Source organism: Mycobacterium sp. C31M (genome assembly GCF_053345865.1).
In genome coordinates, this window is the sequence record NZ_JBKFAX010000005.1 from 202372 (window position 1) to 229226 (window position 26855).

A 26855-nucleotide genomic window follows, 5' to 3' on the forward strand; every position below is an offset into this window, starting at 1 on the left:
GCTCCGTTCAACCCGTCTTCCGCAGCACCCGCAGTGAACGTGGCGGCAGTGAGATCTTCTCCTCCGCGGCGATCGGCTGATCGGCCTCGCCGGTCGGGTCGGCAGTGTCCAGACTCGGTGACCACTGCTCGGCGTACTTGGCCGCGGGCAGCACAAAATCGAGCGGCTCGTCGTGCGCGTTGAAGAACAGCAGGAACGAATCGTCGCGGACCCGTTCACCGCGCGCGTTCGGCTCCGGGATCGCATCGCCGTTGAGGAACACCGCGATGCACTTGCCGAATCCCGAACCCCAGTCCTCCGGGGTCATCTCGGTGCCCGCCGGGGTGAACCAGGCGATATCGTGCACATCCTCGCCACTGCGGATCGGTGTCCCGGCGAAGAACCGGCGCCGGCGGAACACCGGATGACTCTTACGCAGCTGCACCGCTTTTCGGGTGAACTCCAGCAACCCGTCATCGGTGTCACACTTCGACCAGTCGACCCAGGCGATCGGTGAGTCCTGACAGTAGGCGTTGTTGTTGCCGCCCTGGGATCGTCCGATCTCGTCGCCGTGGCTGATCATCGGGGTACCCTGGGACACCATCAGCGTGGCGATGATGTTGCGCTTCTGGCGTTCCCGCAATGCCAGGATGTCCGGGTCGTCGGTCGGGCCCTCCACCCCGCAGTTCCAGGACCGGTTGTGATTCTCGCCGTCCTTGTTGTCCTCGCCGTTGGCCTCGTTGTGCTTCTCGTTGTAGGACACCAGATCCGCCAGCGTGAATCCGTCGTGGCAGGTGACGAAGTTGATGGACGCGCCGGGACGCCGCCCGGTGTTCTCGTAGAGATCCGAGGAACCGGTCAGCCGCGAGGCGAACTCGCCGAGGGTTGCGGGCTCACCCCGCCAGTAGTCGCGCACAGTGTCGCGATATTTCCCGTTCCACTCGGTCCATAAACCTGGGAAGTTGCCGACCTGGTAGCCGCCCTCGCCGACATCCCACGGTTCGGCGATCAACTTGACCTGACTGATCACCGGATCCTGTTGCACCAGATCGAAGAACGCGCTGAGGCGGTCCACGTCGTAGAACTCACGGGCCAGCGTGGAGGCCAGGTCGAAGCGGAACCCGTCGACGTGCATGTCCAGAACCCAGTACCGCAGCGAGTCCATGATCAGCTGCAAGGTGTGCGGGTGCCGGGCGTTGAGACTGTTACCCGTGCCGGTGAAGTCCTTGTAGTACTGCAGTTCGCCGTCGAGCAGCCGGTAGTAGGCGGCGTTGTCGATACCGCGGAAGTTCAGCGTCGGACCCAGGTGGTTGCCCTCGGCGGTGTGGTTGTAGACCACATCGAGGATCACCTCGATGCCGGCGTTGTGGAAGGACCGCACCATGTACTTGAACTCGGCCACCGCGCCGCCGGCGTGATGGTTGGCCGCGTACTGCGAGTGCGGGGCGAAGAACCCGAAGGTGTTGTATCCCCAGTAGTTTCGCAGACCGAGCTCAAGCAATCGGTGATCGTGCAGGAACTGGTGCACCGGCATCAACTCGATGGCGGTGACGTTCAGCGATTTGAGGTGTTCGATGATCGCCGGGTGCGCCAGCCCGGCGTAGGTGCCGCGCAGCTCCTCCGGGATGTCGGGGTGCTGCTGGGTCAAACCCTTGACGTGGGCCTCATAGATCACCGTCTCGTGGTAGGGCGTCTTGGGCGCCCGGTCCGAACCCCAGTCGAAGAACGGATTGATCACCACGCTGGTCATGGTGTGCCCCACCGAATCCACCGCGGGTGATGCCGGCGTGACCGCGGGTTCGTCGGATTCCAGGTCATAGGAGAACAGCGCCTGGCTGAACTCGAAATCGCCGTGGAAGGACTTGCCGTAGGGGTCGAGCAGCAACTTGCTGGGATCACACCGGTGGCCGGCCGCCGGATCCCAAGGACCGTGCACCCGGAATCCGTACCGCTGCCCGGGGCTGACCGTCGGCAGGTAGGCGTGCCACACGTAACCGTCGACCTCGTCGAGCGGAATGCGTTCCTCGGTGCCGTCCTTGGCGATCAGGCAGAGTTCGACCTTGGTGGCGGCTTCGGAGAACACCGAGAAGTTGGTACCCGCACCGTCGTAGGTGGCGCCCAGCGGGTAGGGAGTGCCGGGCCAGACCGTCGCGACCATGTCACCACCAGCCGGTCGCCGCGGCGAGCTGGCGGCCGAGCTCATTGGTCATGGTGCGCACGTACGTCGTCGACAGGTGATGGGAGTCGTGGTACATCAACACATTTCCCTCCACTACTCGGCAGAAGTCCGGTCGGCACACGGCGTCGGTCATATCGAGCGGTTTCAGGTTCGGGAACCGTCCTACGTAATCGAGGGTGGGGTTGTCGTCGGACAGTACCGTAGCGCGCTTGATGCCGCAGGAGATGGAATCGCCGCCGCTGGCCAGGCAGTCGGCGGGGAAGTACGGCTTGTTGTTACGCACCAGCCACGGGGTGTCGCGCATCGCCAGCACATCGATGCCGGCATCCGAGAAGGCTTGCCAGATACCGAGATACTGGCTGGGCATGACGTCACCGGGCTTGATGTTCCACGGTCGGGTCGAGGTGGTGAACACAAATTCGGGCTTGTCGGCGAGCAGCTTGGGCATCACCTTCTCGTTCCACTCCCGGCACTTCGGGTAGGGACGGTTGTCACCCATCACAAGAGGTTTTTGCTCGGTGGTCAGTGGGCAACCCATCTTCAGATAGGTGACGACCTTGAAGTCGTGCAATCTGCCCAACAGATCGAGAGCGGTGATCCAGTGTTCGGCGTGCGAGCCGCCCGCCAACGCGATGGTGCGCGCCGAATCCGTGTTGCCGTAGGTGCAGTTGATGACGTCGACGTTGTCGAAATCGCTGATACAGCCGGCATTGGTGGATTCGGGGATGTCGTTCTTGGCCTCCAGCACCGTCGGGCGCATCGGCAGCTTGGGCACCTTGGCGTTGTTGATCAGGGCGCGGGCGCCGGGGTAGTCGCGCGCCGACAGCCCGGACAGCTCCTTACCGCTGGCCCGTTCGATGGTGACATGCTCCCGCCAGGTGAACGAGGTCGCGGTCAGCGTGACACCGAGCAGCGTGACGATCGAACCGAGCACCATAGTGGGGCGACGCAGCCGCCTGCGCCACGGGATCGCCGGCGCATCGGTCACCCGCGCCGGCGCGCTGTAGCGCAGCGGCGTCTCGACGTACTTCATCGTCAGCCAGGCCAGCACCCCGGAGATCAGCAGCACCATGGCACCGTCGACGAAGTCGACATGCTCCTTGCCGCTGTAGGCCAGCCAGAAGATCAGCAGCGGCCAGTGCCACAGGTACAGCGAGTAGGCGATCGACCCGAGCCACACGAACGGCCGCGAGGCCAGCAGACGGTTGGGTGCGGGCAGTTTGCCGTCCATCCGGGGATCGGCGGCGCGGTTGGCCGCCGACAGGATGAACAGCACCGTCGCGCCGACCGGGACCAGCGTCCACGGACCGGGGAACTCCTGAACTCCGTCGATCAACCAGCCGCACAACAGGATGGCAGTTAGCGCCACGGTGGCCACGACGGTGCGCAACCACATCGGCCACCGCACATAGGGCACCAGCGCACCGACCAGTGCGCCCAGGGTCAGTTCCCAGGCACGGGCGAAGCTGTTGTAGTACGCCACCGCCTGATCGGTGTTGTGCGCGATGATCGCGTACACGAACGAGGCGATGGTCAGCGCCGACAGCAGCACGATGAAGACGGTCCGCAGATGCCTGCCCAACCGGCCGCGCAGGACATACGCCAAGGCCAGGATGAGCGCCAGGAAGGCGATGTAGAACTGGCCCTGCACCGACATCGACCAGATGTGTTGCAGCGGGCTGACGGTCTCACCGGCGCGCAGATAGTCGGCGGCGGTGTTGGCCAGCTCCCAATTCTGGTAGTACCCCAGGCTGGCCAGGCTCTGATCGGCGAACGTCTCCCAGCGGGTTTCCGGCTGGATGAGGATGGTGAGGACCGCGGCTGCGGCGAGCACCACGATCAGGGCGGGCAGTAGCCGCCGGATCAGGCGCACCACTTCCGATATCGGGCGGATCGCGGCATTGGTGTCCAATGCCGACCGCAGCAACCGGCCACCGAAGAAGAAGCCCGACAGCGCCAGGAAGACATCGACACCACCGGAGACCCGGCCGAACCAGACATGGAAGATCGCGACGAGCGCGATCGCGACCCCGCGGAGTCCGTCGAGGTCATGCCGGTAGAAGCCCGAGGAGCGGGTTCTCGATGCGGCGCCGGAGGGACGTGCGGGCCCGGCGCCCGATTCGGTACGAGCCGCAGGTCGGGCTGGAGCGAGGGTCATCATGGTCGGGGAGTCAATCTACCTAAGAACCCTGGGTGCCTCAGGCCACGGGCGTGACCTCACAGTCGCCGGGCGAGGCGATAGTGTCCGATTCCATGCCGGCGTTGACACCTTCGGAGATCAGCGCGATCGACACCGCGCACATCTGGCACCCCTACAGCACCATCGGGACCGGCGCTCTGGCGCCGGTGGTGGCCGTCGGCGCCAAGGGTGCCTGGCTGCAGCTCGACCACCACGGGCAGCGGGTCGACGCGCTGGATGCCATGAGCTCGTGGTGGACGGCCGTGCACGGACATGGCCATCCACGTCTGGACGCCGCGATCACCGCACAACTGGCCACCATGAACCACGTCATGTTCGGTGGCCTGACCCACGAACCGGCGGCCCGGTTGGCCCAGTTGCTGGTGCAGATCACCCCGGCGGGCCTGGAGACGGTGTTCTTCAGCGACTCGGGGTCGGTGTCGGTGGAGGTGGCCGCCAAGATGGCGCTGCAGTACTGGCGCAGCCGCGGACGGTCCACCAAACACCGATTGATGACCTGGCGCGGCGGCTACCACGGTGACACCTTCACCCCGATGAGCGTCTGCGATCCCGACGGTGGCATGCATGCCATCTGGACCGACGTCCTGGTGCGGCAGGTGTTCGCGCCGCAGGTGCCCGGTCCGTATGACCCGGAATACATCGCGGCCTTCGAGGCCCAGCTAGCCGAACATGCCGAGGAACTCGCGGCCGTCATCGTCGAACCGGTGGTGCAGGGCGCCGGCGGCATGCGCTTCCACGATCCGCGCTATCTCACCGAACTGCGGCGGATCTGCGATGCGCACGATGTGCTGTTGATCTTCGACGAGATCGCCACCGGGTTCGGTCGTACCGGCGAGCTGTTCGCCGCCGACCACGCCGCGGTGAGCCCGGACATCATGTGTGTCGGCAAGGCGCTCACCGGTGGCTATGTCACCCTGGCGGCCACGCTGTGCACCGCCGAGGTGGCCCGGACCATCAGCGCGGGCGAGCCGGGTGCCCTGATGCACGGTCCGACGTTCATGGCCAATGCGCTGGCGTGCGCGGTCTCGGTGGCAGCGGTCGAGCTGTTGCTGGATTCCGATTGGCGCGCCCGGGTGCGCGATATCGAAGCGGGGCTGCGTGCGGGTCTGGAACCGGCCCGCGAGTTGGCGGGGGTGGCCGATGTCCGGGTGCTCGGCGCCATCGGCGTCATCGAGATGGCCGAGCCCGTCGATATGGCCGTGGCCACCGAGACCGCATTGCTGCACGGGGTGTGGCTGCGTCCGTTCGGCAGGCTGGTCTACGCCATGCCGCCGTTCATCTGCACCGCCGACGAGATCGCGCAGATCGGTGCGGGCATGGTCGGGGTCGCGCGTGCACTAACCTGAACGGTGTTCAAGTGTCGAAAGGACGTCCAGTGACGCGCACCGGTCTTTCCCCGCTGGCCTGGTTGACCGAGGTCGAGGAGCGCCGTCGCGCCCAGGGCTTACGGCGCGCCCTGCGGGTGCGGCCGGCGGTCGGCACCGAACTGGACCTGGCCTCCAACGACTACCTGGGCCTGTCCCAGCATCCGGCCGTGCTCGACGGTGGGGTGCAGGCGCTGCGCACCTGGGGGGCGGGTGCCGGCGGATCGCGACTGGTCACCGGGAACACCGAACTGCACGAGGAGTTCGAGACCGAACTGGCAGGGTTCGTCGGCGCCAAATCGGCCCTGGTGTTCTCCTCGGGTTACACCGCCAACATCGGTGCGCTGGTCGCCCTGACCGGTCAGGGCGCGCTGTTGGTGTCCGACGCGCTGACCCACGCCTCCATCGTCGACGCGTGCCGATTGTCGCGGGCGCGGGTGGCGGTCACCGGACACCGTGATGTCGATGCCGTCGCCGAGGCGCTTTCCGGCCGCACCGAGGAGCGCGCCGTCGTGGTCACCGAATCGGTGTTCAGCACCGACGGTGTGCTCGCCCCGCTGCGTGAACTGCATGACGTGTGCCGCCGCTACGGCGCGCTGCTGGTCGTCGACGAGGCGCACGGCCTCGGTGTACGCGGCCCCGGCGGGCAGGGCCTGCTGCATGAGCTCGGCCTGGCCGGCGCCCCGGACGTGGTCATGACCACGACGCTGTCCAAGGCGTTGGGCAGCCAGGGCGGTGCGGTGCTCGGTCCGGCCGCGGTCCGGGCCCACCTCATCGACACCGCGCGGCCCTTCATCTTCGACACCGGGCTGGCCCCGGCCGCCGTCGGTGCGGCGCTGGCCGCGCTGCGTGTGCTGATGGCCGAGCCCGGTCTGGCCGGCGCCGTGCTGGCGCGGGCCACCGAACTCGCTCAGATCTGCGATGTTGCCGAGGAACCCACGTCAGCCGTCGTCTCGGTGATCCTGGGGGACCCGGAGGTCTCGGTCGCCGCGGCCGCGGCCTGCCTGGAACTCGGTGTGCGGGTGGGCTGCTTCCGGCCGCCCACCGTGCCGGCCGGCACGTCGAGGCTGCGGCTGACCGCCCGGGCGGCGTTGACCGCCGAGGACATGGCTCTGGCGCGCACGGTGCTCACCGAGGTGCTCGGTCGGTCGTGACGGTCCTGGTGGTCACCGGCACCGACACCGGTGTCGGCAAGACGGTGACGACGGCGGCGCTGGCCTGCGCGGCCCGGCTGGCCGGCCTCGATGTGGCGGTATGCAAACCCGTGCAGACCGGCACCCGGGACGGTGACGACGATTTGGGCGAGGTCGGCAGATTATCGGGAGTGACTGCGCTGCAAGGCGGTTGGCGCTATCCGGAGCCACTTGCCCCGGTCGCGGCGGCCACCCGGGCAGGACTGCCGTTACCCACCTCGGCGGAACTGCTGGCCGCGGTGCGCACTGCCGATGCTCCGGGCCGATTGACCATCGTCGAGGGCGCCGGCGGACTGTTGGTCGAGCTCGGCGCCGGCGGGGTGACGCTGCGCGACCTGGCCGCGGCGTTGGCTGCCCCGGTGCTGGTGGTTGTGTCACCCGGGCTGGGCACCCTCAACCACACCGCGCTCACCGTGGAATCGCTTACCGCACAGCGACTCACCGGAGCCGGCCTGGTGATCGGCAGCTGGCCGGTCGATCCCGGGGTGGCCGAGCAGGGGAACCGGGAGGCGCTGGCCGCACTCGGCGACATCCGCGCGGTGCTGCCGGCGGGCGCGGGTGCGCTGAGCCCGCAACGATTCGCGGACGTCAGCGCCGCGGCCTTCGACCGGGACTGGATCGCGAGTCTGGTGTAACCGTGGTGCACTCGGTCGAGCTGCTTGTCGATGACGCCACCGATGCCGCGGTGCGGGAGATCTGGGCGGATCTGCACAACGCCGAGCTGCCCAGCCGCGCCACCCACACCGCACCCAGTAACCGGCCACATGTCACCGTCGCGGTCGGCGAGCGGTTGGCCGATGCGGCCGACGCGGAACTGGCCGAGGTGACCGGCCGGCTGCCGCTACCGTGCCGCCTCGGCGCGCCCTTGGTGTTCGGGCATGGTCGGATGACACTGGCGCTGCTGGTGGTGCCGTCGGCGGATCTGCTCGACCTACACCGGCAGGTGCATCGGATATGTCTGCCGCACATGGCGTCCGGGCTGTACCCGCATGCGGCGCCCGGCCACTGGACACCACATGTGACGCTGGCCCGGCGGGTCCGTCACGATCAGATCGCGGCGGCGCTGGACCTCGCGGCCGCGCACCGGGAGATCGTGGGGGCGTTCACCGGCCTGCGGCACTGGGATGGCGATGCGAAGTCCGAGTACCCGATCACCATGTGACAAGCGTCACCACCTCGGCGGCGGTGTGGGTCGCCCTTGCGGTGGCTATATTGACACCGTCGACGACGGGCCATGCGCAAAGTGGAGGTTGGCGGCGCGTTTCCTTGCTACGGCGACAGTCGGCTGTGTGATCCGACCCCGTCGACCAGCAGCCCCAGCCCGAAGGCGAATCGCTGGCCGGCGTCCTCGGCCAACGCCGATTGGGCGGTGGGCAGTTCGGCTCCCGCGGCGTCCCATTGCAGGCGCGACTGCTCGTCGACGGTGAAGCCCAGCACGTAGTACACGACCGTACGGGCGGCAAGTTCGGTGTGCGCCACGGTCACCCCGGCCTCGGCGGCAGCCTCGGCGAGGGCGGCCACGATCTGTGTCATCGCCTCGGACTGCCCGGCCGCGAAGCTCGCCGAGACCAGTTCGGCACCGTCGGTATGCGACAGCAGGGCATCACGCAGCCGGTGCGCATCGGCGACCAGGCGGTCCTGCCATGCGCCGGTCGCCATGGCGGTCAGTGTCGGTTGCAGGATCCGGTCCGCAACGGCGCCCAGGAGCTCCTGCTTGTTGGCGAAATGCCAGTACAGCGCGCCCGGACTGACCCTGAGCTCACGCGCTAGCCGGCGCATGGTGAGATCCGCGATCCCGAAGTTGTCCAGGATCGCGGCGGCGGCATCGACCACGTCACGTTTGTGCAGTTGCACGTGATTACCCTAACCTGAACACCGTTCAAGACTGAACGGTGTTCAATTTCCGACGTTCACTTTCCGACCCGACTGGAGAATTTCTGGTGACCGACATTCTGGCAGTGGCGCGCGAACAGGTGCTCGAGCGGGGCGACGGCCTCGATCAGGACCAGACCCTGCAGGTGCTACAGCTGCCCGACGATCAGCTCGATGATCTGCTGGAGCTGGCCCACGAGGTCCGGATGAAGTGGTGCGGACCCGATGTCGAGGTCGAGGGCATCATCAGCCTCAAGACCGGCGGCTGCCCCGAGGACTGCCACTTCTGCTCACAGTCGGGCCTTTTCGCATCCCCGGTGCGCAGCGCGTGGCTGGATATCCCGAGCCTGGTGGAGGCCGCCAAGCAGACCGCCAAGACCGGCGCCACCGAATTCTGCATCGTGGCCGCCGTCCGCGGTCCCGACGAGCGCCTGCTGTCCCAGGTCGCCGCGGGCATCGAAGCCATCCGCAACGAGGTCGACATCCAGATCGCCTGTTCGCTGGGCATGCTCGACCAGGAACAGGTGGAGCGGCTCGCAGGCATGGGTGTGCACCGCTACAACCACAATCTGGAGACCGCCCGGTCCTTCTTCACCAACGTCGTGACCACCCATACCTGGGAGGAGCGCTGGGACACCCTGCGCATGGTCCGCGAGGCCGGTATGGAGGTCTGCTGTGGCGGCATCCTGGGCATGGGGGAGACGCTGGAGCAGCGTGCCGAGTTCGCCGCCAACCTGGCCGAGCTGAACCCGCACGAGGTGCCGTTGAACTTCCTGAACCCGCGTCCGGGCACCCCGTTCGGTGATCTGGAGGTGCTGCCGGCTTCCGAGGCTCTCAAGGCGGTGGCCGCATTCCGGCTGGCACTACCGCGCACCATGCTGCGCTTCGCCGGCGGCCGCGAGATCACCCTGGGCGACCTGGGCGCCAAGCAGGGCATCCTCGGCGGCATCAACGCCGTCATCGTCGGCAACTACCTGACCACGCTGGGTCGGCCCGCCGAGGCCGATCTGGAGCTGCTGGTTGATCTGCAGATGCCGATCAAGGCTCTCAACGCCACGCTGTAGAACGACGCTGTAGAACTTAAGTGGTGATGACTCACGAGCTGCCGGTGCCCGTCGGGGCCGGCGTCTACAACGTCTACACCGGCGGACCGGCCGGTAGTGCGGTACCGACCGCCGCCCAGCTGGGCCTGGAACCGCCGCGGTTCTGCGCCGAGTGTGGTCGCCGGATGATCGTGCAGGTGCGACCCACCGGGTGGTGGGCCAAGTGCTCACGGCACGGAGAGGTGGATTCCACCGACCTGGACACCCGTCGGTGACCTCGATCGATCTTGCGCCACCGCGTATCTCGCGGGTGGCCGCGGCCCTTCGGGTGTTCGTCGCGATGTCGGCCGGCGGTGCGGTGGCCGGTGCGCTGTGGGCGTGGCTGGCACCACCGGCGCAGGGCATCGTGGCGCTGACACGGGCCGGTGACCGGGTGCGGGCCTATCTGGGCAACGATTCGGATCAACTCTTCCTCGGTGCCTTTCTGCTGGTCGGTTTCGTCGGGGTGCTCGCGGTCGTCGGCGCTGTCGCGGTGTGGCAGTGGCGCGCGCACCGCGGGCCGGCGTTACTGGCCGCGTTGTCCGCCGGTGCAGCGACTGCGACGACGGTCGCTGCCGGGGTCGGTGCGGTCCTGGTGCGCTGGCGCTACGGCGTCATCGACGTGGACACCGCCCCGGTCAGCGAGGGCAACCGTGTGCACTATGTCTTCGAGGCTCCCGCGGTGTTCTTCGGGCACAACCCGTTCGTGATCGGCGCGACGATCCTGCTGCCTGCGGCGGTGGCCGCAATCACCTATGCGTTGCTGGTGGCCTCGGCATCGAGGGATGACCTCGGCGCCTGGCCGCCGGTGCAGTACGCCGGCGTGTACCCACCCGTGCCGATGCCGGTGGCAACCGGCACGTACCCGACCGATCAGGGCAGATCTGGCGACTGACCAGGTATGACGAATCTCGCATAGGTAACCCTCACAAACCGTGGTCAGCGGTGTAAGGTGTCGTGCGCGCGACGATATTTGAGCAAAGTGGTCGCCGCGTCAATTACCTGATATCGACGGAGACCGTTATGCCGCTGCTCAAGTACCAGTCGACCCCGCAGTGGCTGCAGGCCCCGCGTCGCCGGATGATCGAGAAGCTGCCGGTGCGCACCATGCGCAAGGCGTTGTACTTGATGATGATCCGCAAGCCCGGAAACTTCACCGACCCGACCACCTTCAACGAGAAGGTCAACTGGCGGATCTTCAACGATCGCCGCGACCGGATCGTCAAGGCCTGCGACAAGTTGTGGATGAAGGAGATGGCCCGCGAGGCCTTCCCGGGTGCCGAACTCCGGATACCGAAGACCTACTGGTCGGGCACCGACCTGCGCGACGCCCCCGATCTGACGACCCTGCCGCCGTGGGTGCTCAAGCCCAACGCCAGCAGTGGGCACGCGCTGTTCGGGCCGGGGCCCGATACCGATCTCGACGACCTGATCGAGCGGACCGGGACCTGGTTCACCGAGACGCCGTTGGAACTCGGCGAGTGGGGTTACAGCGCGGCCCGCACCCGGTACCTGCTCGAGGAGCGCATCCCCACCCCGGACGGGCAGGCGCCGGTGGACTACAAGTTCTTCGTGTTCAACGGCCGCATCGAACTGATCCAGGTGAACCGGGGCCGGTTCGCCAAGGAACAGACCACGACGTTCCTTGATGCCGACTGGCGCACACTGCCGGTCAAATGGCGGATCCAGCCGGTGGGCGCGGAGGAGCGTCCCGTCGAGTTGGACAAGATGATGGAGATCGCCCGAACCCTGGGCCGGGACTGGGATTTCATCCGGATCGATCTGTACGCCGTCGACGGTGAGGTGTGGTTCGGCGAGTACACCCCGTACCCGGGCAGTGGTCTGCTGCGGTACAAGCCGATGACCTTCGATCTGGAGCAGGGCAGGCAGTGGCAGCTGCCGGCGCTGGCCGAGGTGCAGCCGGGCTGCCCCTGAGCCGGAGGTAGATGAGAGCCGACTCATGTGCGGCTCCTCATCACTTCATCTGCGGTCGCGAATCTCGTGGTGTCCGACACACCACAGGGGGTCCTCCGCCGATGCCACTACTGACCTATCGCGCCACGCCACCGTGGCTGCTGCCGGCCCGCCGCCGCCTTGTGTCGCTGATCCCGGTCCGGATTCTGCGACAGTTGTTGTTCCTGGCCGTGATTCGCCGATGGGGCGACTTCGCCGAGCCCGAGAGCTTGAGCGAGAAGGTGAACTGGCGGATCCTCAACGACCGTCGGGAACGGATTGTCAGGGCGTGTGACAAGTTGTGGATGAAGGAGATGGCCCGCGCGGCGTATCCCGGTCCGGATCTGCACATCCCGCAGACGTACTGGTCGGGTACCGACCTGCGTGACGCCCCCGATCTCACGACGCTGCCGCCGTGGGTGCTCAAACCGAACCATGGCAGCGGGCACGCAGTATTCGGCCCGGAGCCGCAGGCCGATCTGGCCCGATTGACCCGGCAGACCAGGAACTGGCTGGCGGAGAGCCCGCTCGAGCTCGGGGAGTGGGGCTACGGCCGCGCCCGCCGAAAGCTGTTGCTGGAACAGCGAATCCCGACATCCGACGGCACCCCGCCGGTCGACTACAAGTTCCTGGTCTTCCACGGCCGGGTCGGGGTCATCCAGGTGAACCGGGGCCGGTTCTCGGCGGCGCGGACCACCACCCTGCTGGATGCCGATTGGCAACCACTGCCGGCGCGCTGGCGGGATCACCCGGTGGCCGACGAGCCTCGTCCGGCGGAACTGGGCAAGATGCTGGAGATCGCCGTCGCGCTCGCCGTGGGCTGGGACTTCGTGCGGATCGATCTGTACGCCGTCGACGGGCAGGTGTGGTTCGGGGAGTACACGCCCTACCCGGGCAGTGGATTACGCGCGTTCACCCCGACGAGCTTCGACCGTGCACAGGGCAAATTGTGGGATCTGCCGGCGTGGGCGCAGGTGCAGCCCGGCTGTGCCTAACGGTCCAGGACCGAGAGCGGAAGTCGGTGAAGATGCCTGCCCGTCAACACCTTTGCCGTGATGACAGCCAGCCGCGCCATGCCCTTGTAGGTCGACGGATTGAACAGGGTGGGCCATTTCGTCCGGGCCAGGTTCTCACCGAGGGGCCGTCCGGCGAATCGGTCGGACAGCCAGCGCAGTGCCATCGGCGCCGACATCGGGTGCAGCAGCAGGTGTTCGCTGAACATGTCACGGTGGTAGGTGACGTTGGCCCCGCCGGAGGCGTAGGTGTCGGCCAGCTCGTCGATACCGTGCACCGAGATGATCTCGTCGTGCACCGCCTGGATGATCAGCACCGGCGGGGTCGGCACCGCGGCACCGAGTTTGATGTCGGCGAAGACGTGTTGCACCTCGGGAGTGTCCAGGATCTGTTCCAACGGCTGGTCCAGCAGATCGCCCATGTCGGTACCGACCAGGCGCAGCACGGCCTCCACCGTGGTCATGTGGTGCAACCGGTCCAGCAGGGCGCGGCCCTTCTCGCTGGCGTGGTCGGCGATGATCTTCTGCAGGCCGGGGTAGACGTCGGCCAGGGCGGCCACCACCAGTGCGGGCAGCGCGGCCGCGAAGGTCCCGTTGAGCTTGCGGAAGGTCTGGCCCAGATCGCCGACCGGCGAACCGAGCACCGCACCGACGATGTTGAGCTCGGGGGCGTAGCTGCCGCTCACCTCGGCGGCCCATGCGCTGGCCAGCCCACCACCGGAATATCCCCACAGCCCGATCGGCGCCTCGGCGGATATCGACAGCTGATCCGAGCGGGTAGCCGCCCGCAGGCCGTCCAGAATGCGGTAGCCGGGCTCGTACGGCGTGCCCCAGCTGCCGTTGACCCCCTCGTGGTCGGGTACCGACACGGCCCACCCCTCGGCGACCGCGGCGGCGATCAACAGCATCTCCAGCTGCGGTACCGAGCCGGCCGCCATGGCGTGCCGACGCAGGGCGTAGGACGGGAAACAGCGCGACGAGATGGCATCGATGGCGCACTGGTAGGAGACCAGCGGGCACACCCGTTCGGGGCCGCGTTCGTCGGGCATCAGGACGGTGGTGGCGGCCGCCTCGGGCTGCCCGTTCATATCGGTGGTGCGGTAGAGCAGTTGGACGGCCCGGATCTGCTGCGGGATCAGTCCCAGGAAGGCGAGTTCGACGTCCCGGCTGCGCAGCACCGTGCCCGCCGTCGCATGCTCGAAGCCTTCCGGCGCCTGGTAGAACGGATCATCCTTGGGCAGCAATGGACGCGCGGCGCGGTCGAGCGACGTGTGCGGGATCGCACCGAGCCATTCGGCGTCGGATGCGGCGGCCGAGCTGCCGAAGTCCATCCGGGCATTCTTACTTAAGAAGCGTCTAAGAATCCAGTCCGACACTCAGCCCGGCGGACGCAATGCGGCGAATTCGTCGGTGACCCGGTACTGCGATTCGGTGAACCGGTACAGCGCCGCCGGTCGGCCGCCGCTGCGTCCCGACCGGGCGGTGGTGCCGGTGCGGGTGATGACATTACGACGTTCCAGCACCCGTTGCAGGTTGGTGGCGTCGACCGGGTGGCCGAGTGCCGCACTGTAGATGTCGCGCAGTGTCGACAGCGCAAATTCCCTGGGCGCCAACGCGAATCCGATATTCGTATAGGACAGCTTGGCGATCAACCGGGCACAGGCGTTGGCCACCATGGTGCCGTGGTCGAAGGCCATCGGCGGGAGTGCCGACACCGGATGCCAGCGGGTGTCCGACGGTAACTCCGGGGTGGCGGGAGAAGGCACCAGACCAAGGAAGGTCGACGCGATGGTCCGTGGGCCAGGGACCCGATGCGGGTCGGAGAACACCGCCAACTGCTCCAGATGGGTCAACTGCTGCAGGTCGACCTTCTCGGCGAGTTGACGTCGGACTGAACTCGTCATGTCCTCGTCGTGACGCAGTCGCCCGCCGGGCAGTGACCACGCACCGCGCTGCGGTTCCATGGCACGTTCCCAGAGCAGCACGCTGAGCTGCGGTTTCTTCGTGTCGAGTCGGCGAACCTGGAGGACGACGGCAAGTACTTCGTGCTCGGTGCTACCATGAACCATGTTTTCGATCATAAGTCGAAAACCTCAGCCGGCAAAAGGAGACTTGCCATGACGGTCCTGGATCGCACCGCTTACAGCAGCGTGCTCGCCTCGCGCATCGTCGACGGACCCGGTGGATACAGCGGCATCGTCGGCGACGGGCAGTGGGCCGCCGAGGTGCGCCGGCTCGCCGATCTGCGCAACGCGACACTGTTGGCGCACAACTACCAACTCCCGGCCATCCAGGACGTCGCCGACCACGTCGGGGACTCGCTGGCGCTGTCCCGCATCGCCGCCGAGGCCGCCGAGGAGACCATCGTCTTCTGCGGTGTGCACTTCATGGCCGAGACCGCCAAGATCCTGAGCCCCGAGAAGACCGTGCTGATTCCCGATCAGCGCGCCGGGTGCTCGCTGGCCGACTCGATCACCGCCGAGGAACTGCGCGAGTGGAAGGCCGACTTCCCGGACGCCGTGGTGGTGTCGTACGTGAACACCACCGCCGCGGTGAAGGCGCTGACCGATATCTGCTGCACCTCCTCCAACGCGGTCGAGGTGGTGGCCTCCATCCCCGAGGACCGCACCGTGCTGTTCTGCCCGGACCAGTTCCTGGGCGCCCACGTCAAGCGTGTCACCGGCCGAAAGAACCTGCACATCTGGGCCGGCGAATGCCATGTCCACGCCGGGATCAACGGTGACGAACTCGCCGATCAGGCCCGCGCACACCCGGACGCCGAACTGTTCGTCCACCCCGAGTGCGGCTGCGCCACCTCGGCGCTGTATCTGGCCGGTGAGGGCGCCGTGCCCGAGGACCGGGTCAAGATCCTGTCCACCGGCGGCATGTTGGACGCGGCCCGGGAGACCAATGCCCGCCAGGTCCTGGTGGCCACCGAGGTCGGCATGCTGCACCAGTTGCGCCGTGCCGCACCCGATGTGGACTTCCTGGCGGTCAACGACCGGGCCTCCTGCAGCTACATGAAGATGATCACCCCGGCCGCACTGCTGCGCTGCCTGGTCGAGGGTGGCGACGAGGTGCACGTCGACATGCAGACCGCCAAGGCGGCCCAGGCCAGCGTGCAGCGAATGATCGAGATCGGACAGCCCGGCGGCGGGGAATGACTGCGTGCGGTGGTGCCGGTTACTGGCAGCAGCGCGCTGACGTCGTCGTCATCGGAACCGGGGTGGCCGGTCTGGTCGCCGCGCTGGCCGCGGTGCGGGCCGGCCGCAAGGTGGTCGTGCTCAGCAAGATCGCCGAGACGGCCACCTTCTATGCCCAGGGCGGCATCGCCGTCGTGCTACCGGCGTCCGATGATTCGGTGGATGCCCACGTCGCCGACACGGTGGCGGCCGGTGGCGGACTCTGCGATGTCGACGCGGTGCGCTCGATCGTCGCCGACGGCTACGGTGCGGTGGCCGACCTGGTGGCAGACGGGGCCCGGTTCGACGAATCCACACCGGGGCAGTGGTCGCTGACCCGCGAGGGTGGGCACACCCGCCGGCGCATCATCCACGCCGGCGGTGACGCCACCGGGGCCGAGGTGCAGCGGGCGTTGAATCAGGCTGCCGCCCAACTGGATATCCGCCGCAATCACGTGGCACTGCAGATCTGTCGGGACGCCGGCGCGGTCACCGGCGTGCTGGTGCACAGCGAGGCCGGCCTGGGCCTGTTGCATGCGCCGGCGGTCATCCTGGCCACCGGTGGACTCGGTCACCTGTACGCCGCGACCACCAACCCGGAGGGATCCACCGGCGACGGTGTGGCGCTTGCCCTGCAGGCCGGGCTGGCAGTCGGCGATATCGAGTTCATCCAGTTCCACCCGACGATGTTGGCCACCGGCGGCCCGGGTGGTGGCGGCGGACGTCGCCCGCTGATCACCGAGGCACTACGCGGCGAGGGTGCGATTCTGGTTGACGCCCAGGGTGATTCGATCACCGCGGGAGTGCACCCGCTCGGCGACTTGGCACCGCGCGACGTGGTGGCCGCGGCGATCGATGCCCGATTGCAGGCCACTGGTGACAGCTGCGTGTACCTCGATGCCACCGGCGTACCCGATGTCGCTGCCCGGTTCCCGACCGTCACCGCGGCGTGCCTCGCCGCGGGCATCGACCCGGCCCGCCAACGGATCCCGGTGGTACCCGGTGCGCACTACAGCTGTGGTGGTGTCAGCACCGATGTACACGGCCGCACGGCCCTGCCGGGTCTCTACGCGGCCGGCGAGGTGGCCCGTACCGGGATGCACGGCGCCAACCGGCTGGCCTCCAACAGTCTGCTCGAGGGGCTCGTGGTGGGCGGCCGGGCCGGGCGGGCCGCCGCCGACCATGCCGTCGCCGCGGGCCCGTCACGGGCGACAGTCCCCGCCCCGGTGCGGCTGCCGGTGCTCGACCGCACCGTGCTGCAGCGGGCAATGAGCCGCGACGCCTCGGTGGTGCGTGACGGCACCGGACTGGCCCGGCTGGCCGGGACGCTCGCCGAGGCCACCGAGCGCACCATCACCGACCGGGCCGCGGTCGAAGCCGCAGCCCTCGCCCTGACCGCCCGCGCCGTCACCGCGGCGGCCGCCGCGCGTACCGAATCCCGCGGCTGCCACCATCGCGGAGATCACCCGGAACCCGATGCGGCACAGGCGGTCAGCGGCACCGTCACCCTCGACGACACCGGCACGCCGGTCGTCTCCCTACCGGTAGGAGTGGGCGCATGAACGCAGCACAGGTGCAGACACTGTCGGCGGCCGAACTGGCCGAGGCGCGCGCGGTCATCGACCGGGCCCTCGAGGAGGATCTGCGGTACGGACCGGATGTCACCACGCTGGCGACCGTGCCCGCCGACGCGACCACCACGGCATCGATGGCCTCCCGGGAGGCCGGGGTGGCCGCGGGGATCGACCTGGCGCTGCTGGTGCTCGATGCGGTGCTCGGAGACGGCGGCTACACCGTGCTCGACCGCGTCGAGGACGGCACCCGTCTGCAACCCGGCCAGTCGCTGCTGCGCGTGCAGGCTCCGGCACAGGGCCTGCTGACCGCCGAGCGGACCATGCTCAACCTGGTGTGCCACCTGTCTGGGATCGCCAGCGCTACCGCACGCTGGGTCGATGCCGTCGAAGGCACCGGCGCCAAGATCCGCGACACCCGAAAGACCCTGCCCGGGCTGCGATTCCTGCAGAAGTACGCGGTGCGCGTCGGCGGTGGTGTCAACCATCGGATGGGGCTAGGCGATGCGGCCCTGATCAAGGACAACCACGTCGCGGCGGCGGGCTCGGTCCTGGCGGCCCTGCAGGCGGTGCGTTCCGCTGCGCCCGAGATCCCCTGCGAGGTCGAGGTCGACTCGCTGGAGCAGCTCGACGATATCCTCGGCGCCGGAGTCGAACTGGTGCTGCTGGACAACTTTCCGGTGTGGCAGACCCAGGTGGCGGTGCAGCGCCGGGATTCCCGCTCGCCGGGCACCAAGCTGGAATCCTCGGGTGGGCTCTCGCTGGAGTCCGCCGCGGACTATGCGGCCACCGGCGTCGACTATCTGGCCGTCGGTGCACTCACCCATTCGGTGCGGGTACTCGACATCGGCTTGGATACCTAGGGTTCGACCGGGTCAGCCGTCGGCACCGTCGGTGCCGTCGCGGCTGCCCGCGGCCGTACCGGTACCGGTACCGCCGCTGCCACCCGATCCGCCCGGGCCGCCGATACCACCGGCAGCGCCGTTGCCACCGTTTCCACCGCGGCCGATACCTGTGGTGGCGGAACCGTTTCCGCCGTCTCCGCCGTCGCCACCACGGGTGCCGGAGCCGGCCCCGGCACCACGGCCGCCGTTGCCGCCGTGTCCGCCCGCCGAGAAGCCGTCGTCGCTCTGCGCGGAGCCGCCGCCTCCGCCGCTACCACCGGAACCGGTCGTGGAGCTGGTGCCACCGTCACCACCGGAACCACCGAAGGAACTGGTGCCACCGGTCGCGTCGCCCCCTGCGCCGCCACCACCGGCGCTGCCGTTGGTGGCATTCCCGCCCTGCCCGCCGCGGCCGCCGGAGGCGTCACCGGTCGCGGAATCGCCGTTCCCGCCCCGGCCGCCGTTGCCGCCGTTGCCCAGCAGGCCGCCGCTGCCGCCATCGCCACCCGCAGCGCCACCGGCCTGTCGGCCGTCGGCTGCCACTCCGTCGCCCCCGGAGCCGCCGTCGCCACCGGTACCGCCCAGCAAGCCGCCGTTGCCGCCCCGCCCACCGGCACCGCCGTAATTGCTGGAGCCACCGGTGCCGGTATTGGTGCCGCCGGCACCACCCTGTCCGCCGTTTCCGATCAGGCCCGCACCGCCACCGTCACCACCGCGGCCACCGAGATCGCCGCTGCCCCCGGCTCCGCCGTTGCCGATGAAGCCGGCCTTGCCGCCGGCGCCGCCCGGACCGCCGTCGACCCCGTCGCCACCCCGGCCACCATTGCCGAACAGCAGGCCGGCGTTGCCACCCGGCTGGCCGGGCGCCCCGGGTGCACCGTTACCGCCGAGCAGACCACCGTCCTGGCCGGGGTCGACCCCGTTGCCGATGAGCAGCCCACCGGGTCCGAACAGCACCTGCGGATCGAAGGGCACCGGCTCCGCCGCGCCGCCCGTACCACCATCAGACGGATCTGCCGCCGCAGCGTCGGCTTCCTCGAAGACCGTGGGCAGGATGAACCGCGGCGCCTCGTCTTTGTCAGCCACAATGTCCGGTCCTGCGGACGAATCCTGTTGGGGTGGTGCCGGGTCCATTGTCGCCGCGGCAGCGTAGAGCGCATTGGGCGCGGGCGGTTCACCGCTCAGCGGGCTCTCGGTGGACAGCGGCCGGATCGCCGGGGCGGCCACCACGACCACGGGGTGCAGTTCGGCGTGCACAGGTCCCGGTGCGTCCGGCGGGCTTTCGTCGGCGTTGTTCAGCCCGGTCGCCGCGACGACGCCGGCCGCCAGGGCCCAGGCCATCAGTGTCCGTTGTGCCGTCGCGCCGCTGGTCGGCCGCATGGAGAGTCCCTTCATCGCTGACGAAAAGCACTTCTCCACTTAGCTATACACGAACAACGGCGCTGATCCGAGCGCAGCATGTTCTCGGCATTTGCTGTAAATTCGCTGCCCGGCAACATCTTTGGCGGCAAATTGCGGTGCAGTCAATTCAACGGGTGTGGAGTGTACGGAGATCTCGCAATGCCGGGGGGTCGGTTCGGACCCGTGTCACGAGGGCATTACGCCGACGGCGGCTGGTCCAGCGAAGCCCCGCACGCATTTGCCGGCTTTGCTGAAAGGCGTTGTGTGCGTTATCCGGTCTGCTGCACCAGGTCGAGTGCATCATTTTGGGATCGGCGCATGGCTTTCTTGGCGTGTCGCCCATCGTCCCGGCGAGCCTGCCTGCGCAGCCGGCGGCGCGCCCGTGTGGTCAGCAGCGAGTCGAGGACCTCATCCGGGACCGCCGCCAGCGTGCCGTCGGCCCGCCCGGTGGCGATCCGGTCGGCCACCCAGCTGCGTTCGAAGCCCAGCAGCATCCACACCGGCAGTCCGAACAGCAGCAGGTTGATCGCCAGCTTCACCCACAGCGACGTCCAGTCCCAGCCCTCGGGTTCGGGTGCATCCCAGACGAAGTGCATGGTGGCGGCCGCCGCGAACAATGACAATGCGACGGTGACGCGGCGGGCGCGACCCCATGCGGGTGGTCCGGTGAACGTGGGCAACAGCAGTAGGACGCCGACGGCGGCCAGTGCGGTGTAGGCCCAGTGCGCCGGCACCGCGGTGGCGAACCGCATGATCAGATTCGGTCCGGCTCCGGCGATATCGGAGTCCAGGTTGTAGATCGCCTCGCGGGTGGCGTAGGTCAGATCTTCGGCGACGTCGAAACCGAAGCCGACGAACATGCCGACCAGCAGGGCGTGGGAGATGCGGTGGAACACCGCGGAACACAGCACCAGGATCACCGCGACGCACATCGCCTTGGCGGCTTCCTCGATGAACGGGGCGGTCAGCGAGGCCTGCCAGTCTGCCATCGTCGCGGGGGACAGGTACCGTGCCCACACCCCGCCGAGGGCTTCGTTGCCGTACACCGCCATCATCAGCGCCGCGGTACCGCCCAGTGCGGTCCCGGCCAGCAGTGCCTGCGGGTAGCGGCGCGTACTGCGGTACGGATCGAACTTGAGGATCAGCCACGCCAACACCACGATGAAGCCGATCCACAGGGGCGCCAACGCGATCTCGGCGTCCATCGTCAGGCTGATCGCGGCACCGTAGTCGCGCACCAGCAGGTAGCCGCTGTAGGTGAGGGTGATCACGAACAGCCAGAACACCGCGGAGTCCGGTCGGTAGACCACCGGCACCCGGGCCGGTGTCGCGGTGCGCGCAAGAGTGGTGGTCACGACTGGTCCTCCCGGCTGATCCGGTCGATGATCGTGCGGACATGTGGGGCGGGGCGGTCCGGTTCACCCAGCGCGATCACCGACACCACGACTTCGTCGTCATAGAGGAACGCACACGTGCCCGTCGTCGCGGTTGTCACGGCGACACAGGTGTCACCGGACAACGCGGCGCCGTCCTGCGCGCCGACGACACCGCCGTCGAGTGCGGCGTTGATGCCGTGCAGTCGATTGACCCGCATCAGTCGTTGCGCGACAGCCGCGGGGTCGCGGTCCATCCGGTCGTACACCTCGACCAACACGACGGTTCCGTCGCCGGTCATCGACAACGACGTTCCCTCGTCGGTCACCTGCCACCCGTCGAGCGCGTCGATGACGACGCGCTGGCCACCGTCGGTCTCCAGTTCCAGCGACGTCTCATCGCCGGCCTCGGCTGCCCAGTCCCGCTCGGGCAGAACAGCGTTAGCTGCGAGCGGAAGCAGTGGCACCGCGAGCAGTCCGATGCCCAGGGCCACGGCTGCCGGCTTCTGAGCCAGTCGGCGTCGACGCGGCGGCGCTGCGGGTTGTGCCATGGCCCAGAAGGTACGGCAGATACGCAGCTCACGGTGTTATTTACCAACACGTCAATTTTCTGTCACCGGATGGAATCTTGGCAAAGGTGAGCCGCCGACATCGCTGTTCCGCAATCAGTGAGCGAAATGTGCTTGCGACTGCAATGGTTGTGCTGGATTGGAGGTTTGCTGATCAGGCGGGGGCGCCTCGGCGCACCAGCGAGAGGACCACCGCCGCGCCGGCGAACATCGCCGAGATCACCCGGTTCAGGATCGTCTGCTGCCGCGCGTTGTGCAGCCAGCCCACCAAACGGCCGGCCAGCCCGGTGTACACACCCATCACCACGATGTCGACGACGACCATGGTCAGCCCGATCGCCAGATACTGGGGCAGCAGCGGCGCTGTCGGCGTCACGAACTGCGGCAGTGCCGCCAGGAAGAACACCAGGCCCTTCGGGTTGGTGACATTGACCAGAATGCCTCGCAGCACCAGTCCCGTCCGGCTGCTGCCGACGGCGGCGGTGCTCATCTGCTCCCGCAGGTCCCGCGGTGCGGTACGCCACTGGCGGACCGCCAGATACGCCAGATAGGCCACGCCGAGCCACTTCACCACGGTGAACGCGACGGCCGATCCGGCGACGATCGCGCCGACCCCGGCGGCCACCAGCACCAGTTGCAGCATCAGGCCGATCTCCAGGCCCAGCACGCTCCACCACCCGCGGCGCAGGCCCTCGGTCATGCCCGTCGCCATCGACTGCACCGCACCCGGGCCGGGCGCGATGCTGATCGCGATCGCGGCGCCCAGGAACGCCAGCCACACCTGCCAGGTCATGGGACACAGTGTCGCAGGTTCGGCCAAACCCGACTTCAGGCGATATCGGCGACGAAGACCCCGGTCTTGCGGGCCATGATGCGAGCGATGAGCGGCAGCGACGAGTCCGACGTGCCGGCCGGGACGACCCGGGGGTTCACCAGATGCAGGTCGTTACGGGAAACCCGGATGTCGGCCTCTCCGGCGGCCAATACGTTCTTGACCCAGTTCGTCTTACCGTGGACCAGTCCGATGGCCAGGATGTCGCCCTTGCGGTAGGCAGTGACGGGTGTTTCGTACTGGGCACCGGAGGATCGTCCGGTGTGCTTGATCAGGCTTATTCCGGGCAGCTTCCGGCTGATCGGTGTGATCAGCGGGTTGATGTACTTGATCTGGAAGTTCTCCAATGCCGGTGGCACCAGCATCGGCACGCCGGCGGCGTTGTTGGGGTGTTCCTTACGAGACGATGACGCGGACATGACGGCTCCCGAATTCGATTTGGCCTGCTCTGGGACAATAGACCCGTGACGTATTCAGGATCCCTCATGGCCCGCATCGATCTACGCGGCGCCGAGCTGTCGGCGGCCCGATTGCGGATCACGCTGCCACGCGGCGGAGTGGATGTCGATGCCGTCGTGCCGAAGGTCCGTCCCATCGTCGACGACGTGGCAGCCCGCGGCGCGGTCGCCGCCCTCGACTACGGCCAGTCCTTCGACGGGGTACGCCCCGACACGGTCCGGGTGTCTGCCACCGAACTGACCGCGGCACTGGCCGCCCTGGACGCCGATGTGCGGGCCGCCCTGGAGGTCGCCATCGAGCGGACCCGGATCGTGCACGCCGACCAACGGCGCACCGACACCACCACCACGCTGGCCCCCGGCGCGACGGTCACCGAACGCTGGGTACCGGTGGAACGGGTCGGCCTCTATGTACCGGGCGGCAATGCCGTCTACCCGTCCAGCGTCGTGATGAACGTGGTGCCCGCGCAGACCGCCGGGGTCGACTCGCTGGTGATCGCCAGCCCGCCGCAGGCCGAACACGGTGGTTTGCCGCACCCGACCATCCTGGCGGCCGCCGCGCTGCTCGGTGTGGACGAGGTCTGGGCCGTCGGCGGCGCTCAGGCCGTGGCCCTGTTGGCCTATGGCGGCACCGACACCGACGGGGCCGAACTGGCCCCGGTCGACATGATCACCGGCCCCGGCAACATCTATGTCACCGCCGCCAAACGCATCTGCCGCTCGCAGGTGGGTATCGACGCCGAGGCCGGTCCCACCGAGATCGCCATCCTGGCCGACCACACCGCCGACCCTCGCCATGTCGCGGCCGACCTGATCAGCCAGGCCGAGCACGACGAGATGGCCGCCAGCGTGCTGGTCACCGACAGCGTGGCTCTGGCCGACGCCAGTGATGCTGAGGTGGCCGCCCAGCTGGAGACCACCGTGCACCGCGAGCGGGTGGCCGCGGCCCTGACCGGTAGGCAGTCCGCGATCGTGCTGGTCGACGATGTCGAGGCGGGCATCAAGGTCGTCAATGCCTATGCTGCCGAGCATCTGGAGATCCAGACCGACGACGCCGCGGCGGTGGCCGCCCGGATCCGTTCCGCGGGCGCCATCTTCGTGGGCGCCTGGTCGCCGGTGAGCCTCGGTGACTACTGCGCCGGGTCCAACCACGTGCTGCCCACCGCCGGCTGTGCCCGGCATTCCAGCGGCCTGTCGGTGCAGACCTTCCTGCGTGGCATCCACGTCGTCGAGTACGACGAGGCGGCTCTGAAAGATGTTGCCGGGCATGTCATCACGTTGTCCAAGGCGGAGAATCTGCCGGCCCACGGCGAGGCGGTCCGGCGGAGGTTCGAAAGGTGAGCACCATAGTCAAGATCACGCTGGACGATCTGCCATTGCGGGACAACCTGCGTGGCAAATCGCCGTACGGCGCCCCGCAGCTGTCGGTTCCGGTGCGGCTGAACACCAACGAGAATCCGCACCCGCCCACCCAGGCGCTCATCGACGATGTCGCCGAGTCGGTGCGTGATGCCGCCGCCGAACTGCACCGCTATCCCGACCGTGACGCTGTCGCCCTGCGCACCGATCTGGCCGCCTATCTGACCGGTCAAACCGGTGTCGATGTCGCGAAAGACAACGTCTGGGCCGCAAACGGATCCAACGAGATCCTGCAGCAGCTGCTGCAGGCGTTCGGTGGCCCCGGCCGGCGCGCCATCGGGTTCGTGCCGTCCTATTCGATGCACCCGATCATCTCCGACGGCACCCAGACCGACTGGCTGGAAGCGGCCCGCGCCGAGGATTTCGGTCTCGACACCGACCGTGCCGTGACCGCGGTGGCCGAGCACCACCCCGATGTGGTGTTCCTGGCCAGCCCCAACAATCCGTCCGGGCAGAGCGTCACCATCGACGAACTGCGCCGTGTGCTGGACGCCGCGCCCGGGGTCGTCATCGTCGACGAGGCCTACGGCGAGTTCTCCAGCCAGCCCAGCTCGATCGGGCTGATCGCCGAGTATCCGGCCAAGCTGATCGTCACCCGCACCATGAGCAAGGCGTTCGCGTTCGCCGGTGGACGACTCGGCTACCTGATCGCAGACCCCGCCGTGATCGACGCGATCCTGCTGGTGCGGCTGCCGTATCACCTGTCGGTGCTCACCCAGGCCGGTGCCCGTGCCGCGTTGCGGCACGCCGACGACACCCTGGGCAGTGTCGCGACGCTGATCGCCGAGCGTGAGCGTGTCGCAGCCGCGTTGACGGACATGGGTTTCCGGGTCATCCCCAGCGATGCCAACTTCGTGCTCTTCGGCGGTTTCGACGACGCGCCGGCGGTCTGGCAGAGCTACCTGGACGCCGGGGTGTTGATCCGCGACGTCGGGATACCGGGCTACCTGCGGACCACCGTCGGCCTCGCCGAAGAGAACGACATCTTTCTCGATGTCAGCGCCAAGATCGCCGAATCCGGCGTGGTATCGCAAAATCAAGGAGCCTCATGACCCGCCGCGCGAAGGTCGAACGCAAGACCCGCGAATCCGACATCGTCGTCGAGATCGACCTGGACGGCACCGGTCAGGTCGACATCAACACCGGCGTGCCGTTCTTCGATCACATGCTCACCGCGCTGGGCAGCCATGCCAGTTTCGATCTGACCGTGCATGCCAAGGGCGACATCGAGATCGAGGGGCACCACACCGTCGAGGACACCGCCATCGTGCTGGGTCAGGCGCTGGGCCAGGCGCTGGGTGACAAGAAGGGCATCCGCCGTTTCGGCGATGCCTACATCCCGATGGACGAGACGCTGGCCCACGCCGCGGTCGACGTGTCCGGACGTCCGTACTTTGTGCACACCGGTGAGCCGGATTACATGGTGGAGTTCACCATTGCCGGATCCAGCACGCCCTACCACACCGTGATCAACCGGCATGTGTTCGAGTCGTTGGCCTACAACGCCCGCATCGCGCTGCACGTGCGCACGCTCTATGGTCGCGACCCGCACCACATCACCGAGGCCGAGTACAAGGCAGTCGCCCGGGCACTGCGCCAGGCCGTCGAATACGACCCACGGGTGACCGGTGTGCCGTCCACCAAGGGAACTCTGTGACGGCGCCGGGGCGAGCGGAGCGACGGGGAAGGAAACAGCACGTAGTCGTGCTGGACTATGGCTCCGGCAATCTGCGATCTGCGCAGCGCGCTCTGGAACGGACCGGCGCCGACGTCACTGTCACCGACGACGCCGCGGCGGCATTCGAGGCGGACGGCCTGGTCGTTCCCGGTGTCGGCGCCTACGAGGCGTGCATGGCCGGGCTGCGTGGTATCGACGGCGAGCAGATCATCGCGAAGCGGCTGGCCGCCGGACGGCCCGTCCTCGGGGTGTGCGTCGGGATGCAGATCATGTTCGCCGAGGGTGTCGAGTTCGGTGTGCAGACCCAGGGGTGCGGGCAGTGGCCCGGCGCGGTGACGCGCCTCGACGCCCCGGTGATCCCGCACATGGGATGGAACGTCGTCGATGCACCGGCCGACAGCACCCTGTTCAAGGGCCTCGATGCCGACACCCGGTTCTACTTCGTGCATTCCTACGCCGCACAGAGTTGGGTCGGCGACGCCGATGCGCTGCTGACCTGGGCCACCCATCAGGTCCCGTTCCTGGCGGCGGTCGAGAACGGTCCGCTGGCCGCTACCCAGTTCCACCCGGAGAAGAGCGGCGACGCAGGCGCGACGCTGCTGCACAACTGGGTCGACAGCCTCGACTGAGGCAGACAAGTAAGGTAACCGCAC

At 68.0% G+C, this 26855-nt stretch carries 26 protein-coding genes; 16 read left to right on the forward strand and 10 right to left on the reverse strand.

Translation table 11 applies throughout. The features are described from left to right. Positions 1 to 7: 7 nt before the first annotated feature. Together glgX and ACLBYA_RS10040 are read right to left on the reverse strand one after the other, a co-directional pair. Positions 8 to 2182, reverse strand: coding sequence for a glycogen debranching protein GlgX (gene glgX / locus ACLBYA_RS10035; RefSeq protein WP_447709246.1), 2175 nt, complete (start codon positions 2180 to 2182; stop codon positions 8 to 10). After that, positions 2139 to 4319 (reverse strand): acyltransferase family protein, encoded by a 2181-nt coding sequence (locus ACLBYA_RS10040; RefSeq protein WP_447709247.1) that lies wholly within the window; start codon positions 4317 to 4319, stop codon positions 2139 to 2141. The genes glgX and ACLBYA_RS10040 overlap by 44 nt, the downstream gene beginning before the upstream one ends. A gap of 92 nt (positions 4320 to 4411) precedes the next feature. On the opposite strand from ACLBYA_RS10040, the gene ACLBYA_RS10045 reads away from it, so the two are divergent. The 4 genes from ACLBYA_RS10045 to ACLBYA_RS10060 are packed head-to-tail and all read left to right on the forward strand — an operon-like array spanning position 4412 to position 8077. Next, on the forward strand, positions 4412 to 5704 hold the full coding sequence (locus ACLBYA_RS10045; RefSeq protein ID WP_447709248.1) for an adenosylmethionine--8-amino-7-oxononanoate transaminase: 1293 nt from the start codon (positions 4412 to 4414) through the stop codon (positions 5702 to 5704). A 29-nt stretch (positions 5705 to 5733) separates the two neighbouring features. Then, positions 5734 to 6876 carry an 8-amino-7-oxononanoate synthase gene (locus ACLBYA_RS10050; RefSeq protein WP_447709249.1) on the forward strand — a complete coding sequence of 381 codons (1143 nt, stop codon included), beginning with the start codon at positions 5734 to 5736 and terminating at the stop codon, positions 6874 to 6876. Next, positions 6873 to 7550 carry a dethiobiotin synthase gene (gene bioD, locus ACLBYA_RS10055; protein WP_447709250.1) on the forward strand — a complete coding sequence of 226 codons (678 nt, stop codon included), beginning with the start codon at positions 6873 to 6875 and terminating at the stop codon, positions 7548 to 7550. Before ACLBYA_RS10050 ends, bioD begins: the two co-directional genes overlap by 4 nt. Positions 7551 to 7552: 2 nt before the next feature. Then, positions 7553 to 8077 carry a 2'-5' RNA ligase family protein gene (locus ACLBYA_RS10060; RefSeq protein WP_447709251.1) on the forward strand — a complete coding sequence of 175 codons (525 nt, stop codon included), beginning with the start codon at positions 7553 to 7555 and terminating at the stop codon, positions 8075 to 8077. A gap of 107 nt (positions 8078 to 8184) precedes the next feature. Here the strand turns inward: ACLBYA_RS10060 and ACLBYA_RS10065 are convergent, their stop codons facing one another. After that, on the reverse strand, positions 8185 to 8769 hold the full coding sequence (locus ACLBYA_RS10065) for a TetR family transcriptional regulator (RefSeq protein WP_447709252.1): 585 nt from the start codon (positions 8767 to 8769) through the stop codon (positions 8185 to 8187). A gap of 86 nt (positions 8770 to 8855) precedes the next feature. On the opposite strand from ACLBYA_RS10065, the gene bioB reads away from it, so the two are divergent. The 5 genes from bioB (at position 8856) to ACLBYA_RS10090 (ending at position 12817) form a co-directional block, all read left to right on the forward strand. Then, entirely contained in the window at positions 8856 to 9851 is a 996-nt protein-coding gene (gene bioB / locus ACLBYA_RS10070; RefSeq protein WP_447709253.1) for a biotin synthase BioB, read from the forward strand. Positions 9852 to 9877: 26 nt separating this feature from the next. Further along, entirely contained in the window at positions 9878 to 10105 is a 228-nt protein-coding gene (bsaP, locus tag ACLBYA_RS10075) for a biotin synthase auxiliary protein BsaP (protein WP_447709254.1), read from the forward strand. Then, the gene (locus tag ACLBYA_RS10080) at positions 10102 to 10764 is read left to right on the forward strand and encodes a DUF2567 domain-containing protein (RefSeq protein WP_447709255.1); all 663 of its coding nucleotides are present in this window, start codon (positions 10102 to 10104) and stop codon (positions 10762 to 10764) included. The genes bsaP and ACLBYA_RS10080 overlap by 4 nt, the downstream gene beginning before the upstream one ends. Before the next feature lie 128 nt (positions 10765 to 10892). Then, entirely contained in the window at positions 10893 to 11804 is a 912-nt protein-coding gene (locus tag ACLBYA_RS10085; protein ID WP_447709256.1) for an ATP-grasp fold amidoligase family protein, read from the forward strand. Between the two features lie 101 nt (positions 11805 to 11905). Continuing rightward, entirely contained in the window at positions 11906 to 12817 is a 912-nt protein-coding gene (locus ACLBYA_RS10090) for an ATP-grasp fold amidoligase family protein (protein WP_447709257.1), read from the forward strand. On the opposite strand, the gene ACLBYA_RS10095 is transcribed toward ACLBYA_RS10090, so the two are convergent. Both ACLBYA_RS10095 and ACLBYA_RS10100 read right to left on the reverse strand, forming a co-directional pair. Next, the gene (locus tag ACLBYA_RS10095) at positions 12814 to 14166 is read right to left on the reverse strand and encodes a lipase family protein (protein ID WP_447709258.1); all 1353 of its coding nucleotides are present in this window, start codon (positions 14164 to 14166) and stop codon (positions 12814 to 12816) included. The two genes, ACLBYA_RS10090 and ACLBYA_RS10095, sit on opposite strands and share 4 nt — an antisense overlap. Positions 14167 to 14211: 45 nt before the next feature. Further along, positions 14212 to 14904, reverse strand: a complete 693-nt coding sequence (locus tag ACLBYA_RS10100) for an NUDIX hydrolase (protein ID WP_447709259.1) — start codon at positions 14902 to 14904, stop codon at positions 14212 to 14214. 48 nt (positions 14905 to 14952) lie between these two features. Here ACLBYA_RS10100 and nadA point away from each other — a divergent pair, with 48 nt between their 5' ends. Genes nadA through nadC form a run of 3 tightly spaced genes read left to right on the forward strand, consistent with a single transcriptional unit; the run spans position 14953 to position 18451 of the window. Then, entirely contained in the window at positions 14953 to 15999 is a 1047-nt protein-coding gene (gene nadA, locus ACLBYA_RS10105; protein ID WP_447709260.1) for a quinolinate synthase NadA, read from the forward strand. Then, the gene (locus ACLBYA_RS10110; RefSeq protein WP_447709261.1) at positions 15996 to 17579 is read left to right on the forward strand and encodes an L-aspartate oxidase; all 1584 of its coding nucleotides are present in this window, start codon (positions 15996 to 15998) and stop codon (positions 17577 to 17579) included. Before nadA ends, ACLBYA_RS10110 begins: the two co-directional genes overlap by 4 nt. After that, entirely contained in the window at positions 17576 to 18451 is an 876-nt protein-coding gene (nadC, locus tag ACLBYA_RS10115) for a carboxylating nicotinate-nucleotide diphosphorylase (RefSeq protein ID WP_447709262.1), read from the forward strand. The genes ACLBYA_RS10110 and nadC overlap by 4 nt, the downstream gene beginning before the upstream one ends. Before the next feature lie 12 nt (positions 18452 to 18463). On the opposite strand, the gene ACLBYA_RS10120 is transcribed toward nadC, so the two are convergent. The 5 genes from ACLBYA_RS10120 to ACLBYA_RS10140 form a co-directional block, all read right to left on the reverse strand. Then, entirely contained in the window at positions 18464 to 19852 is a 1389-nt protein-coding gene (locus ACLBYA_RS10120; protein ID WP_447709263.1) for a hypothetical protein, read from the reverse strand. Positions 19853 to 20142: 290 nt separating this feature from the next. Continuing rightward, positions 20143 to 21228, reverse strand: a complete 1086-nt coding sequence (locus ACLBYA_RS10125; RefSeq protein WP_447709264.1) for a PrsW family glutamic-type intramembrane protease — start codon at positions 21226 to 21228, stop codon at positions 20143 to 20145. After that, complete coding sequence (locus ACLBYA_RS10130; protein WP_447709265.1) at positions 21225 to 21797, reverse strand: hypothetical protein; 573 nt, start codon at positions 21795 to 21797, stop codon at positions 21225 to 21227. Before ACLBYA_RS10130 ends, ACLBYA_RS10125 begins: the two co-directional genes overlap by 4 nt. A 172-nt stretch (positions 21798 to 21969) precedes the next feature. Next, positions 21970 to 22608 (reverse strand): LysE family transporter, encoded by a 639-nt coding sequence (locus tag ACLBYA_RS10135; RefSeq protein ID WP_447709266.1) that lies wholly within the window; start codon positions 22606 to 22608, stop codon positions 21970 to 21972. A 35-nt stretch (positions 22609 to 22643) separates the two neighbouring features. Then, entirely contained in the window at positions 22644 to 23066 is a 423-nt protein-coding gene (locus ACLBYA_RS10140; protein WP_447709267.1) for a nitroreductase family deazaflavin-dependent oxidoreductase, read from the reverse strand. A 66-nt stretch (positions 23067 to 23132) separates the two neighbouring features. Between ACLBYA_RS10140 and hisD the strand changes: the two genes are divergently transcribed. Genes hisD through hisH form a run of 4 tightly spaced genes read left to right on the forward strand, consistent with a single transcriptional unit; the run spans position 23133 to position 26831 of the window. Beyond that, complete coding sequence (hisD, locus tag ACLBYA_RS10145) at positions 23133 to 24446, forward strand: histidinol dehydrogenase (protein WP_447709268.1); 1314 nt, start codon at positions 23133 to 23135, stop codon at positions 24444 to 24446. Beyond that, the gene (locus tag ACLBYA_RS10150; protein ID WP_447709269.1) at positions 24443 to 25576 is read left to right on the forward strand and encodes a histidinol-phosphate transaminase; all 1134 of its coding nucleotides are present in this window, start codon (positions 24443 to 24445) and stop codon (positions 25574 to 25576) included. Before hisD ends, ACLBYA_RS10150 begins: the two co-directional genes overlap by 4 nt. Next, positions 25573 to 26181: an imidazoleglycerol-phosphate dehydratase HisB gene (hisB, locus tag ACLBYA_RS10155; protein ID WP_447709270.1), complete on the forward strand. Its 609-nt coding sequence runs from the start codon at positions 25573 to 25575 to the stop codon at positions 26179 to 26181. The genes ACLBYA_RS10150 and hisB overlap by 4 nt, the downstream gene beginning before the upstream one ends. After that, positions 26178 to 26831 (forward strand): imidazole glycerol phosphate synthase subunit HisH, encoded by a 654-nt coding sequence (gene hisH, locus ACLBYA_RS10160; RefSeq protein WP_447709271.1) that lies wholly within the window; start codon positions 26178 to 26180, stop codon positions 26829 to 26831. The genes hisB and hisH overlap by 4 nt, the downstream gene beginning before the upstream one ends. Positions 26832 to 26855 lie beyond the last annotated feature (24 nt).

What these genes read in the sequence shown, in the direction of transcription:
- nadC (WP_447709262.1), top strand. Translation starts at nt 17,576, where the DNA reads ATGAACGCAGCACAGGTGCAGACACTGTCGGCGGCCGAACTGGCCGAG.
- ACLBYA_RS10095 (WP_447709258.1), bottom strand. Translation starts at nt 14,166, where the DNA reads ATGGACTTCGGCAGCTCGGCCGCCGCATCCGACGCCGAATGGCTCGGT.
- glgX (WP_447709246.1), bottom strand. Translation starts at nt 2,182, where the DNA reads ATGAGCTCGGCCGCCAGCTCGCCGCGGCGACCGGCTGGTGGTGACATG.
- ACLBYA_RS10045 (WP_447709248.1), top strand. Translation starts at nt 4,412, where the DNA reads ATGCCGGCGTTGACACCTTCGGAGATCAGCGCGATCGACACCGCGCAC.
- ACLBYA_RS10090 (WP_447709257.1), top strand. Translation starts at nt 11,906, where the DNA reads ATGCCACTACTGACCTATCGCGCCACGCCACCGTGGCTGCTGCCGGCC.
- ACLBYA_RS10130 (WP_447709265.1), bottom strand. Translation starts at nt 21,797, where the DNA reads ATGGCACAACCCGCAGCGCCGCCGCGTCGACGCCGACTGGCTCAGAAG.
- ACLBYA_RS10040 (WP_447709247.1), bottom strand. Translation starts at nt 4,319, where the DNA reads ATGATGACCCTCGCTCCAGCCCGACCTGCGGCTCGTACCGAATCGGGC.
- ACLBYA_RS10120 (WP_447709263.1), bottom strand. Translation starts at nt 19,852, where the DNA reads ATGCGGCCGACCAGCGGCGCGACGGCACAACGGACACTGATGGCCTGG.
- hisB (WP_447709270.1), top strand. Translation starts at nt 25,573, where the DNA reads ATGACCCGCCGCGCGAAGGTCGAACGCAAGACCCGCGAATCCGACATC.
- bsaP (WP_447709254.1), top strand. Translation starts at nt 9,878, where the DNA reads ATGACTCACGAGCTGCCGGTGCCCGTCGGGGCCGGCGTCTACAACGTC.
- ACLBYA_RS10085 (WP_447709256.1), top strand. Translation starts at nt 10,893, where the DNA reads ATGCCGCTGCTCAAGTACCAGTCGACCCCGCAGTGGCTGCAGGCCCCG.
- nadA (WP_447709260.1), top strand. Translation starts at nt 14,953, where the DNA reads ATGACGGTCCTGGATCGCACCGCTTACAGCAGCGTGCTCGCCTCGCGC.
- hisD (WP_447709268.1), top strand. Translation starts at nt 23,133, where the DNA reads ATGGCCCGCATCGATCTACGCGGCGCCGAGCTGTCGGCGGCCCGATTG.
- ACLBYA_RS10140 (WP_447709267.1), bottom strand. Translation starts at nt 23,066, where the DNA reads ATGTCCGCGTCATCGTCTCGTAAGGAACACCCCAACAACGCCGCCGGC.
- ACLBYA_RS10110 (WP_447709261.1), top strand. Translation starts at nt 15,996, where the DNA reads ATGACTGCGTGCGGTGGTGCCGGTTACTGGCAGCAGCGCGCTGACGTC.
- ACLBYA_RS10100 (WP_447709259.1), bottom strand. Translation starts at nt 14,904, where the DNA reads ATGGTTCATGGTAGCACCGAGCACGAAGTACTTGCCGTCGTCCTCCAG.
- ACLBYA_RS10135 (WP_447709266.1), bottom strand. Translation starts at nt 22,608, where the DNA reads ATGACCTGGCAGGTGTGGCTGGCGTTCCTGGGCGCCGCGATCGCGATC.